Raw genomic sequence first — 12,066 nt, forward strand, 5'->3', positions numbered from 1 at the left:
GGTACGGACCGTGGTCCGTACCCGCCCTCCGGCGTGAGTCGGGTGTCAGCCCTCGGCCGGGACCGGGGCGTGGAGCGGGGCCGGTCCGGGGTCGGGCGCGTGGGCGGCGGGCTTCGCCATGACGGCCGGACCGGGGTCCGGCGCCGAGCCGGGAGCCTCCTCGACCGCCGTACCCGTGGCGGTCTGCCGCTCCGGCAGGAGCGCCAGGACGGCCTGGCGGTGAGCCTCGCTCGTCGCGTCGTCGAACGGATCGGGCGTCGCCGGCACCTGGAGGCGGAGGACCCGGCCGCCGCCGAGGCGGGCATAGCCCCGGCCCGGCGGGACGGCCGGGACCGGGGTGGTGTGCGGCCCGGCGCCGAGCACCGACGCGATCTGACCGGGGGAGGCGGGGCCGAGCACGACCCGGGCGCGGGTGTACGTGCGTACCGTCTCGCCGAGCGTCTCCATGCTGTCGAACTGCTCCGCCACCACCACCGTGACCTGCGCGGCCCTGCCGTGCCGCAGAGGCACCTGGAGCAGGTCCTGCGGGTCCGGGCGGCCGTCGGCCGCCGCCAGGTGGCCGAGGACGCTCGGCCGGTCCAGCAGGATCCACAGCGGGCGCCTGGTGTCCTCAGGCGCGGGGTGGCCCGCCTGACGGGCCCGGTTCGCCGCGATGAGCCGTCGCTCGGTCTCGTGGGCCGCCCACTCCAGGCTCGCCAGCGCACCCGCGAGGCCGCACTCGACGCCCAACACTCCGGCGCGGCCGGTCAGGCAGGCGTACTCGCCGGTGCCGCTGCCCTCGACGATCAGTACGTCGCCGTGCGGCAGGGCCTGGAGCGCGATGGAGCGCAGGAGCGAGGTCGTACCGCTGCCGGGCTGGCCGACGGCGAGCAGATGCGGCTCCGTGGAGCGCGGACCGGTGCGCCAGACGACCGGGGGCGCGTCCTCCGCCCCGTCGGCGGCCTGCACCGGCACGGTCCGCTGGACGGCGTCGGCGTCGGTGAAGCCGAGGACCGTCTCGCCCGGCACGGTGACGAAGCGCTGGGCGGCGATCGTGGTCGGAAGGGGCGGCAGCACGCTCATGACGAGCTGGTTGCCCTCCTCGTCCCAGTCGAAGAGGTACTCGCGGCCGCGGCCCGACTTGGCGTGCAGCAGCTGCTCGATCCGGGCGCGGGAGGCGGCCTCCCCGTCGGTGAAGTACGCGGGGTACTTGATCCGCAGGCGGGTGAGACGCCCGCTCTCGTCGAAGGCGTGGTCCCCGAACGGGCCGGTCCAGTCGCCGCCGTGGGCGAAGAGCGGAGCCGGGTCCTCGGGGACGGAGAAGTACGGCACCAGTGCCTCGTAGAGGCCCTTGAGCCGCTCGATCTCGGCCTCGTCGGGACCGGTCTTCACGACCGGGCGCTCGCGCCCCTTCCAGGCGGCGGCGCCCATCAGCGAGACGAGGGCGAGGAGCGGACCGTACGGGACGAGCGCGAGGACGAGGACGCAGGCCGCGACCAGGAGCAGCGTGGGACCGCGCCGCTCCTTCGGGGTCGCGGCCCACCTGGCACGCGCGGTCGCGGCCAGCTTCCGCAGACCACGCGTGATGGTGATCAGCGGATGGAGCACGTCGGTGGCACTGTCGGCGGCCGTGCGCGCGATCTCTCGACTGCGAGCGATCCGGTCGCTGCCGCTGCTCAGAATGCGGGGGAGTGGTCGCCGGGCCACGTCGTACTCCTGGAGTTGTGGAAGGGGTTGTGGGGCGTCAGAACTTGATCCCGCCCAAGAGGCTGGCGAGGCTCTGTCCGCCTGCGGTGATGCTCGGGGCGATGGCGGTGCCCGCGAGGTAGAAACCGAAGAGGGAGCTGACGAGGGCGTGGGACGCCTTCATGCCGTCCTTCTTGAAGAACAGGAAGCAGATGATGCCGAGCAGGACCACGCCTGAGATGGACAGGATCATGAGGGGTTCTCCTGGTTGAGGGGACAGTCACCATGAGTCCTTCCAGGTTCACGGGAAGTATCTATGCGATTAAAGGTGCATATGGGTGAAAGATGGCCGATTTCACTTGACTGGCGGAGGCGGAGGGCCCGCCCGAGTGGCGAAATGCCCGGAGCGCGCTAGGTGATCTTTGCCGTGGACGCGCCCGGTCATGTCGCGGGACGGGCAGTACCCTGTCGATTCACTCGTACGGCCTTGGTGTCGTGCAGGTCACCCGCACGGGAACCCACGTGCGCGACGGAACGGAAAGGCGGACACGTCCTGATGAGCGAGACTCCGGACCCCGAGGTCATCGAGCTGGCGAGCAAGGTCTTCGACCTCGCGCGGACGGGCGACGCCGAGACGCTGGCCGCCTACGTCGACGCCGGCGTTCCGGCCGACCTGACCAACGACCGGGGCGACTCCCTCGTCATGCTCGCCGCCTATCACGGCCACGCGGAGGCGGTCGCCGCCCTGCTGGCCCGGGGTGCCGACGGGGACCGTGCCAACGACCGCGGCCAGACCCCGCTCGCCGGCGCGGTCTTCAAGGGAGAGGACGCCGTCGTCCGCGCGCTGCTCGCCGGCGGCGCAAATCCGGAAGCGGGGACTCCGTCTGCCGTGGATACTGCTCGGATGTTTGGGAAGACAGAACTCCTGGAGCTGTTCGACGCCCGGTGAAGATCCAGGTGAACGGGCACTGAACCCCAGGTGAGAGCGGTGTCGTAAATGTGGTCGCGGTGGCGAAATGGCTGGGTCATCATGACGTCGGGCCCGCAACGGGCCACCGACGAGAGGCAGAGGAAGATGGTCAACACCAAGCGAAGGACGACGGGCGGCCGAACATGTTGCTGCGCGGCCTAGGCGATCACCAGTCCCCGGTACTCCCGGTCGTGTCGACAGCTTGATGTGAGGCATCTTCCATGTTCGAACCAGTCATAGCGCCGAGCGGCACCCTGCTCGGCCTGCTGCAGAGGGGCCGCGGCGACGGCACCCTGCACGCGCTCGCCGCGCCACGCGCCGAGGCCCTCACGGCCCTCAACCACTGCGTTCTCAGCGACCCCCGCCAGGACTGGCAGGTCGAGAACCGCTCCCTCTACTACGCGCGCCTCTACCTCGACCTGCACGGCGGGCTCACCGAGATCGAGGCCCACCTCTTCGGCGCCGAGGACCACTTCGACACCGAGGAGAACAGGACCGGGCTCGCGCTCGCCGTCCTCGGACACCTCGCCTCCTACGGCCGCCAGGACGCCCTGCTGCTGCTCCGGCGGTACGCCGCGACCGGCACCAACTGGGCCTGGGCCCTCGACGAGCTCGCGCTGCGCGACGACGACGCCGGACTGCGCTCGCTCGCCGCCCCGATCCTCGCCCGCTTCCCGGCCACCCCGGAGGGCGACGCCGAGCTGGCGAGCACCGTGCGGGACGCCTTCGAGCCCCGGCCGTGGCGGCTCTGGGCCGAGGACCAGCGCGACGCCGTCGGCGCCCGGGTCAGGGCCGCCCAGGAACAGGGCTCCTTCGACCGCTGGCAGCGCCAGATGCGCCCGAGCGGCCCCCGGCCCGGCTGGAGCGTCCAGGCGGTCTTCGACTGGGCCCAGGAAGGGCTGGAGCGCGGCGCGCTGCTGCACGGCCCCGCCGCCCGCTGCCTGACCGCCGTCGCCGGCCCCGATGACCGGCCGGTCATCGTCGAGGCCGCCCGCAGCGGACCCGACGGCGCGCGCTGCGCAGCCCTCCACTACCTCGCCGAATCACGCGACCCCGCCGTCCTCGACCTCATCGAGGCCGCCGCCGGCAGCGGCTCCCGTACCGTCGCCGAAGCCGCGGTCTCCGCGTTCGAGCGCATGTGCGGCGAGCCCGCCGTCGACCGCGCCCGCGGCTGGGTCCACCGGCCCGACGCGCTCGGCGCGGCCGCCGCCGGCGTCCTCGCCTGCCGTGGCGGCGCCCAGGACGCCCGGCTCGTCCTCGGCGCCCTGCGCGAGACCGTCCGGGCCGAAGGTCCCGACGCGACCGCCCTCTACACCCTCGTCGACGGCGCCGGCCGCCTCGGCATCGGCTGCGCGGCCCCCGTGCTGCGCCACGTCTACCGAGAGACGGCCTCCTCCCAACTGCGCGGCCGCACGGCCCGCGCCCTCGCGGCCACCGACCCGACTTTCCCGACGGGTTTCGCCGTCGAATGCCTCTGGGACTGCGAGGAGACCACGCGCGAGGTGGCGGCGTTGCACGCCGAGACCGGTGACGTACGGGTCGCGGAGCGACTGCGCCGCCTGGCGGCCGACCCGGCCGAGGAGGCCGAGGTCCAGACGGCGGTCCGCAACCGGATAGGACCGGACCTGCAGGTCTGAGGGGGCGGGCGCCGTGGGCGCCCGTGGGCGTCTGCCCCGTCCCGCCCTTCCGGTGCCACGGGCAGGCGGCGCGGGGGCCCGGCTCGGGGTGATGGAGCCCGGTCGTGGGGCGGGTCACGGCGCCGCTGACGCCCGGCGGGGCAAACGCTCATGGGACGTTCCCCGCGCGTCCAGATCAACGTCGGCGGGAACACGCCGGGCGCGACGACAACACCGGTATGCGTGTCGTCATCGTCACCGAATCCTTCCCACCCGACGTCAATGGTGTGGCGCACTGCGCCCTGCAGACCGCGCGCCACCTCGTCCGCCGCGGTCATGACCCGCTCGTCATCGCCCCGGCCGTTCCCGTGACCGGACCCGCCGACCCCACGGACTTCGACGCGCCCTGCCCCGTGGTGCGCGTACCGTCCCTCCCGCTGCCCGGCTATCCGCAGGTGCGCGTCGCGCTGCCCAGCCGCCGCCTCACCGCCGCCATCGCCGCGCACCGGGCCGACCTGGTGCACCTGGCGAGTCCCTTCGTCCTCGGGGTGCGTGGCATGGCCGCCGCGACCCGGCTCGGACTGCCCGCCGTCGCCGTCTACCAGACCGACCTCGCCGGCTACGCCCGCACCTATGTGGGCGCGGGCGAGGGCGCCGCCTGGCGCCGGCTCCGGGCGGTGCACGGCGCCGCCGACCGCACGCTCGCCCCGTCCACCGCCGCCGCGCGCGACCTTGAGACGCACGGCATCGCCCGCATACGGCTCTGGCGGCGCGGCGTCGACACCGTCCGCTTCCGTCCTGAGCTGCGCGACGAGGCCCTGCGCCGCGAGCTCGCCCCGGGCGGCGAACTGCTCGTCGGCTACATCGGCCGCCTCGCCCCCGAGAAACGGGTGGAACTGCTCTCCGGGGTGTGCGGACTGCCCGGCGTCCGGGTCGTGGTCGTCGGCGACGGCCCGAGCGGTGCCGGTCTGCGGAGCGCCCTTCCCGGCGCGGAGTTCCTCGGTCGTCGCACCGGCACGGACCTGGCGAGGATCTTCGCCTCGCTCGACGTGTTCGCGCACACCGGTCCGTACGAGACGTTCTGCCAGACCGTGCAGGAGGCGATGGCGAGCGGCGTCCCCGTGGTCGCCCCGGCCGCGGGCGGGCCGCTGGACCTCGTCGACCACCGGCGGACCGGACTCCTCGTCCCCCCGGACGACCCGACCGCGCTGAGGGAGGCCGTCGCCTCCCTCGCCGCGGCGCCGGCACTGCGCGCCGCCTACGGCCGCGCCGGGCGCGCGGCGGTCGAGGACCGCACCTGGGAGGCCGTCGGCGACGAACTGATCGGCCACTACCTGGAGGTCCTGCGCGAGCGGACGGCGGTCGCGGCATGAACGCCTTCGGAAGGAACACGGCGGGCGTGGGTGACCTCGGGGCGGATGCCCACGGCGTGGGTGGCCTCGGCCGGGACGGCGCCGGCGGCATGGGCGCTCTCGGCGCGGAGGCAGGCGGCACCGAAGTCCGCGGTACGGGAGTCCACGACGCCGACGTCCACGGCACGGGTGCCCCCGGCGCGGACGGTGTCGGCACCGAAGTCCACGGTCTGGGTGCCCGCGACCGGGGCATCGTCGGCGCGGGGTTCCGCGATGCGGACGCCCGTGGCGCGGACGGTGACGGCGCGGGTGCTCGTGGCAGGGATCCCCTTGGTGACCACGGACCCGGCGCCGAGGCGCGCGGTGGGCGGCGGCCGTTGCGGATCGTGCGGCTCGCCAACTTCGTGACCCCCACCTCCGGCGGCCTGCGCACCGCACTCGAACAGCTCGGCCGCGGCTACCTCGCGGCCGGGCACGAGCCCGTCCTGATCGTCCCCGGAGACGTCGGGAGCGATCAGGTCACCGATCAGGGGCGGGTCATCACACTCCCAGGCCCCGTGCTGCCCGGCACGGGCGGCTACCGCGTCCTCGCCGACCGCTGGCGCCTCGGACGACTCCTCGAGGAGCTCGCCCCGGACCGTTTGGAGGTCTCCGACCGGACCACCCTGCGCTGGACGGGGGAGTGGGCGAGGCGTGCCCGGGTGCCCTCGGTGATGGTCTCCCACGAGACGGCGGACGGCGTACTGCGGACCTGGGGCGTACCGTCGGCGGCCGCCGCCCGGGCCGCTGACCGGCTCAACCGCCGTACGGCGTGGGCGTATTCGAGGATCGTGTGCACGACGGAGTGGGCGGAGCGGGAGTTCGTACGGATCGGGGCCCGCAATGTCGTACGGGCGCCGCTCGGCGTGGACCTGGAGCGTTGCAGGCCAGGGCGGCGCAGTTCCGTCCTGCGGGCCAAGCACGCGGACGGTCAGCGGGTGCTGCTGCTGATGTGCTCGCGGCTCTCGGTGGAGAAGCGGCCGGGGACGGCGCTGGACGCGCTCGCCCATGTCCGCGCGGCCGGGGTCCGGGCCGCGCTCGTCGTGGCCGGAGACGGGCCGATGCGGGCCGCGCTGGAGCGCCGGGCGCGGGACGAGCGGCTGCCGGTGCGGTTCCTGGGGCACGTCGCGAACCGCGAGACCCTGGCCGATCTCCAGGCCGCGGCCGACCTGTGCCTGGCTCCCGGGCCTGCCGAAACGTTCGGCCTGTCCGCGCTGGAGGCCCTGGCCTGCGGGACGCCGGTGGTGGCCAGCGCCTCCTCGGCGCTGCCCGAGGTGCTCGGCGACGCGGGCGCCGGAGCGGCCGACGACCCGGCGGCCTTCGCCGCGTGCATCCGCTCCCTGCTCGCCCGCCCGGAGCGGGAGCGCCGCGCGGCGGCACGCGCGCGTGCCGAACTCTTCGGCTGGGACCGCTCGATCGCCGCCTTCCTCCAGGCTCACGACGCGGCCCCGGCCTCGATCCTCGTCCCGCCGCAGGGAGTCAGGACATGACCACCACGTTCCCGCCGACGGCGGACCCCCCGGAGTCGCTGGCCACGGCGGAACCGGCCGGGCCGGAGGGCCTGGCCAAGACCGTCCACGCGGGCACCGCCCGCCCGCCGGCCCCCGCCGGGACCGTCCAGGCGGCGGCCGTGGCGGACGCCCCTGCGTCCGAGTCGCCGAGCCCCCCACAGCCGACGGGCCTGGCGGAAGCCGGCGACCGCCCGCCCGAGAATCCGTCCACGGCCGGATCGCTCGCTGAGGCGGAGACCGGCGTCCGCGCATGCGAGATCCCGAGCCCCGCCCGCCCGCCGGCCCCCGCCGGGACCGCCCGGCCCCCGGTCCCGGCCGGGAGCCCGTCCGCCGCCCCCGTCCGGACCTTCGACCCCGGCGTCGTCCCTCACGCGCGCGTGGAGCTGTTTCCCGACCAGCGCCGGGGGCCCGACGCCGGGCCCCCGCATGGCGGCGCCGAACCTGCCGTCGTTCGCTTCGCCGTTCTCGGGGACTCCCTCAGCGAGGGCGTCGGGGATCGTGTCGACGGGGCCTGGCGGGGCTGGGCCGCCCTGCTCGCCGAGGGGCTCGGCGGGTCCGCGCGGTGCGTCGAGTTCCGGAACCTCGCCGTCAGCGGGGCCCAGAGCCAGGAGGTGGCCGAGCAGCAGGCCCCCGAAGCCGTGGCGTTCCGGCCCGACCTCGCCTCCGTCGTCGTCGGGGTCAACGACACCCTGCGCCACACCTTCGACATAGCCCGGCTCGCCCACCGCCTCGACCGGGTCTGCGCGGACCTCTCGGCGAGCGGAGCCGTACTCCTCACCGCGTGTCTGCCCGACCCCGGCCGGATGCTCGGCCTCCCGGCCCCGCTCGCCCGGCCGCTCGCCCGCCGCCAGAAGGCCGTCAACGCCCTCGTCCACGCGGTGTCAGACCGCTACGACGCCGTCCATCTCCACCTCGCCGACGCGCGGTGGACCGACGACCGCTCCCTGTGGAGCGCCGACCGGCTCCACCCCGGCGAGCGCGGCCACCGGGCGATCGCCGCGCGGTTCCACGCCCTGCTGGCCGCCCGGGGCCTCGCCCACGGCACTCCTCCCTCGCCCGAGCCCGAACAGCCCCCGCCCACCCGTGCGGAGGCGGTGCTCTGGCTCGCGACCGCCGGCACCGGCTGGGTCGCCCGGCGCTGCCACGACCTGCTGCCCCAGCTGCTGCACCTGGCGGGATCCGAGCTGCGCCACTGGGCGGGCGGCACCGGCGCCCGGCTCGACCGGCGGGCCGAACACGCCCTGTCCGCCGCCCTCGCGGCGGTGTCGCTGGACGTCCCGGTGGCCACAATGGGGGAATGACCGGGCGCTGGGAGTTCTGGATCGACCGTGGCGGCACCTTCACCGACGTCGTGGGCCGGCGGCCCGACGGGCGGCTCGTCACCCGCAAGCTCCTCTCCCACGACCCGTCACGCCCGCACGACGCCGCCGTCGCGGGGATCCGCCTCCTCCTCGGGCTCGGCCCCGACGAGCCGGTCCCCGCCGATCGGATCGACGTCGTCAAGATGGGCACCACGGTCGCCACCAACGCCCTTCTGGAGCGGCGCGGCGAGCCGACCGTCCTCCTCGTCACGGAGGGCTTCCGCGACGCCCTGCGCATCGCCTACCAGAACCGTCCCCGGCTCTTCGACCGCCACATCGTGCTCCCCGAGGCCGTGTACGAGCGGGTGATCGAGGTCCCCGAACGGGTCGACGCCCACGGCCGCGTCGTCAGGCCGCTCGACGAGGACGCCGTCGTCGAGGAATTGCGGGCCGCCCACCGCGCCGGCTACCGCTCCGCCGCCGTCGTCCTCATGCACGGCTACCGGCACCCCGACCACGAGACCCGGATCTCCGCACGCGCCCGTGAGGCCGGCTTCACCCAGATCAGCTGCTCCCACGAGGTCAGCCCGCTCATCAAGCTCGTGCCCCGCGGCGACACCACCGTCGTCGACGCCTACCTCTCCCCGATCCTGCGCCGGTACGTCGACGAGGTGGCCCGCGAACTCGCCGGGATCCGGCTGATGTTCATGCAGTCCAACGGCGGGCTGCGCGAGGCCGCCCACTTCCGCGGCAAGGACGCCGTCCTGTCCGGGCCCGCTGGCGGCGTCGTCGGCATGGCCCGTACCTCGGAACAGGCGGGGTTCGACCGGGTGATCGGCTTCGACATGGGCGGCACGTCCACCGATGTGTCGCACTACGCGGGCGAGTTCGAGCGTGAACTGGGTACACAGGTCGCCGGTGTGCGGATGCGCGCCCCGATGATGAACATCCACACCGTCGCCGCGGGCGGCGGCTCCGTCCTCCACTACGACGGCCGGCGCTACCGCGTCGGCCCCGACTCCGCGGGCGCCGTCCCCGGCCCGGCCTGCTACCGCCGCGGCGGTCCGCTCACCGTCACCGACGCCAACGTGATGCTCGGCCGCGTCCAGCCCGACCACTTCCCCGCCGTCTTCGGACCGGACGGCGACCAGCCGCTCGACACCGCTGTCGTGCGCGAGAAGTTCACCGCCCTCGCCCGGGAGATCGGCGGCGGACGGACCCCCGAGGAGGTCGCCGCCGGCTTCCTGGAGATCGCCGTCCTCAACATGGCCAACGCCGTCAAGAAGATCTCCGTGCAGCGCGGCCACGACATCACCCGCTACGCCCTCACCAGCTTCGGCGGCGCGGGCGGACAGCACGCCTGCGCCGTCGCCGACGCCTTGGGCGTCGACACCGTCCTCGTACCGCCGCTGGCCGGTGTGCTCTCCGCGTACGGCATCGGCCTCGCCGACGCCACCGCGATGCGCGAGCAGTCGGTCGAGGCGGAGCTGCACACCCCCGGCACGCACGCGCGCGTGACGGAACTCTGCGCCGGACTCGCCGAGAGGACCAGGGGAGAACTGCGCGCCGACGGCCTGCCCGACTCCGCGATCACCACCCACGCGCGCGTGCTGCTGCGTTACGCCGGCACGGACGCGAGCCTCCAGGTCGACCTGGCCGCCGCCGAGGAGATGACCGAGGCGTTCACGGCCCTCCACCGTGCGCGCTACGCCTTCACCATGGACCGGCCGCTGGTCGTCGAGGCCGTCTCCGTGGAGGCCGTCGGCACCGCCGGACCACACGGCCCGGTGGCCGTCGAGATGGGCGTACGGGACGGGGATCCCACGCCCCGGGCGACGGTACGCATGCACGACGCGGGGACCGGCACGGCGGCGAGCGACACCCCGCTGTACCGGCGCGAGGACCTGCGCCCCGGGGACACCGTGACCGGCCCCGCGATCCTCGCCGAGGCCGACGCCACCACCGTCGTCGACCCCGGCTGGCAGGTCGGGGCGGGCGACGGCGGACACCTCGTCCTCACCCGCGCGGTGCCCCGCCCCGCGCGCGTGGCGGTCGGCACGGACGTCGACCCCGTCCTCCTGGAGGTCTTCAACAACCTCTTCATGTCGATCGCCGAGCAGATGGGCGTGCGCCTGGAGAACACCGCCCACTCCGTCAACATCAAGGAGCGACTCGACTTCTCCTGCGCCCTGTTCGACGCCGAGGGCAATCTGATCGCCAACGCGCCCCACATCCCCGTCCACCTCGGTTCCATGGGCGAGTCCATCAAGGAGGTGCTGCGCAGGGGAGGGGACTCCCTGCGCCCCGGGGACGTCTACGCCATCAACGACCCCTACCACGGGGGCACCCATCTCCCGGACGTCACGGTGGTGACACCGGTCTTCGACGAATCCGGGGACGAGCTGCTGTTCCTCGTCGCCTCGCGCGGGCACCACGCCGAGATCGGCGGCATCACCCCCGGCTCCATGCCCGCGTTCAGCCGGACCGTCCATGAGGAGGGCGTCCTCTTCGACAACTGGCTGCTCGTGCGGGACGGTCGGCTGCGTGAGGACGAGACGCGGGCGTTGCTGGCCGGAGCCCGATACCCCTCCCGCGACCCGGACACCAACCTCGCCGACCTGCGCGCCCAGATCGCCGCCAACGAGAAGGGCATCGAGGAACTGCGCGCCATGGTGGACCAGTTCGGCCTCGACGTCGTCCACGCCTACATGCGGCACGTGCGGGCGAACGCCGAAGAGTCCGTACGACGGATCGTGGCCGGGCTCCAGGACGGTTCGTACCGCTACGAGACCGACGGCGGCGCGGTCGTCCAGGTCGCGGTCCACGTCGACCGCGAACGGCGCTCCGCGGTCCTGGACTTCGCGGGCACGTCCCCGGAACAACCGGGCAACGCCAACGCGCCGACCTCCGTCGTGATGGCCGCCGTCCTCTACGTCTTCCGTACCCTCGTCGCCGACGACATCCCCCTCAACAGCGGCTGCCTGGAACCCCTGGACATCCGTGTGCCGCCCGGCTCCATGCTCGCCCCCGCCTACCCGGCGGCGACGGTCGCGGGGAACGTCGAGACCTCCCAGGCGGTCACCGGCGCCCTGTACGCGGCCCTCGGCGTCCAGGCCGAGGGCTCGGGCACCATGAACAACGTGACCTTCGGCAACGCGCGCGTGCAGTACTACGAGACGGTCGCGAGCGGCTCGGGCGCGGGGGACGGCTTCGACGGGGCCGACGCCGTCCAGACGCACATGACCAACTCCCGGCTCACCGACCCCGAGATCCTGGAGTGGCGCCACCCGGTCCGGGTGGACTCCTTCGCCGTACGCCGGGGCAGCGGCGGGGCCGGCCGGTGGCACGGCGGGGACGGCGTCGAACGCCGCGTCCGCTTCCTGGAGCCGATGACCGTGACCCTGCTGACGGGCCACCGCAGGGTCCCGCCCTACGGCATGGCCGACGGTGAGCCCGGAGCGCTCGGGGAGAACCTGGTCGAGCGCGCCGACGGCACCGTCGAGCACCTCGGCGGGGTCGATGCCACGGAGGTCGGCCCGGACGACGTCCTGGTCCTGCGGACCCCGGGCGGGGGAGGCTACGGCCCGGCCCGCCCGTGAACGGCCTCCGGTA

8 protein-coding genes are annotated in these 12,066 nt (G+C 74.4%); 6 read left to right on the forward strand and 2 right to left on the reverse strand.

Features of this window, described 5'->3' with window-relative positions:
- Nucleotides 1-45: 45 nt before the first annotated feature.
- Complete coding sequence (locus ACFQ7Q_RS31210; protein ID WP_383560986.1) at nt 46-1,686, reverse strand: hypothetical protein; 1,641 nt, start codon at nt 1,684-1,686, stop codon at nt 46-48.
- A gap of 37 nt (nt 1,687-1,723) precedes the next feature.
- On the reverse strand, nt 1,724-1,918 hold the full coding sequence (locus ACFQ7Q_RS31215) for a hypothetical protein (RefSeq protein ID WP_329122987.1): 195 nt from the start codon (nt 1,916-1,918) through the stop codon (nt 1,724-1,726).
- A gap of 303 nt (nt 1,919-2,221) precedes the next feature.
- Between ACFQ7Q_RS31215 and ACFQ7Q_RS31220 the strand changes: the two genes are divergently transcribed.
- From ACFQ7Q_RS31220 to ACFQ7Q_RS31245, 6 genes are all read left to right on the forward strand, one after another.
- The gene (locus tag ACFQ7Q_RS31220; RefSeq protein ID WP_383560988.1) at nt 2,222-2,614 is read left to right on the forward strand and encodes an ankyrin repeat domain-containing protein; all 393 of its coding nucleotides are present in this window, start codon (nt 2,222-2,224) and stop codon (nt 2,612-2,614) included.
- Between the two features lie 242 nt (nt 2,615-2,856).
- A complete protein-coding gene (locus tag ACFQ7Q_RS31225; RefSeq protein WP_383560990.1) occupies nt 2,857-4,272 on the forward strand; it encodes a HEAT repeat domain-containing protein in 1,416 nt (471 codons plus the stop codon).
- Between the two features lie 218 nt (nt 4,273-4,490).
- Nucleotides 4,491-5,624, forward strand: a complete 1,134-nt coding sequence (locus ACFQ7Q_RS31230; protein ID WP_383560992.1) for a glycosyltransferase family 4 protein — start codon at nt 4,491-4,493, stop codon at nt 5,622-5,624.
- Between the two features lie 230 nt (nt 5,625-5,854).
- Nucleotides 5,855-7,132: a glycosyltransferase gene (locus tag ACFQ7Q_RS31235; RefSeq protein ID WP_383561020.1), complete on the forward strand. Its 1,278-nt coding sequence runs from the start codon at nt 5,855-5,857 to the stop codon at nt 7,130-7,132.
- The gene (locus ACFQ7Q_RS31240) at nt 7,129-8,454 is read left to right on the forward strand and encodes a GDSL-type esterase/lipase family protein (protein WP_383560994.1); all 1,326 of its coding nucleotides are present in this window, start codon (nt 7,129-7,131) and stop codon (nt 8,452-8,454) included. Before ACFQ7Q_RS31235 ends, ACFQ7Q_RS31240 begins: the two co-directional genes overlap by 4 nt.
- Nucleotides 8,451-12,053: a hydantoinase B/oxoprolinase family protein gene (locus ACFQ7Q_RS31245; RefSeq protein ID WP_383560996.1), complete on the forward strand. Its 3,603-nt coding sequence runs from the start codon at nt 8,451-8,453 to the stop codon at nt 12,051-12,053. Before ACFQ7Q_RS31240 ends, ACFQ7Q_RS31245 begins: the two co-directional genes overlap by 4 nt.
- Nucleotides 12,054-12,066: the final 13 nt, after the last annotated feature.

This window comes from Streptomyces sp. NPDC056527 (genome assembly GCF_042794475.1).
Lineage (GTDB): Bacteria > Actinomycetota > Actinomycetes > Streptomycetales > Streptomycetaceae > Streptomyces.

What these genes read in the sequence shown, in the direction of transcription:
- ACFQ7Q_RS31245 (WP_383560996.1), top strand. Translation starts at nt 8,451, where the DNA reads ATGACCGGGCGCTGGGAGTTCTGGATCGACCGTGGCGGCACCTTCACC.
- ACFQ7Q_RS31225 (WP_383560990.1), top strand. Translation starts at nt 2,857, where the DNA reads ATGTTCGAACCAGTCATAGCGCCGAGCGGCACCCTGCTCGGCCTGCTG.
- ACFQ7Q_RS31240 (WP_383560994.1), top strand. Translation starts at nt 7,129, where the DNA reads ATGACCACCACGTTCCCGCCGACGGCGGACCCCCCGGAGTCGCTGGCC.
- ACFQ7Q_RS31230 (WP_383560992.1), top strand. Translation starts at nt 4,491, where the DNA reads ATGCGTGTCGTCATCGTCACCGAATCCTTCCCACCCGACGTCAATGGT.
- ACFQ7Q_RS31220 (WP_383560988.1), top strand. Translation starts at nt 2,222, where the DNA reads ATGAGCGAGACTCCGGACCCCGAGGTCATCGAGCTGGCGAGCAAGGTC.
- ACFQ7Q_RS31215 (WP_329122987.1), bottom strand. Translation starts at nt 1,918, where the DNA reads ATGATCCTGTCCATCTCAGGCGTGGTCCTGCTCGGCATCATCTGCTTC.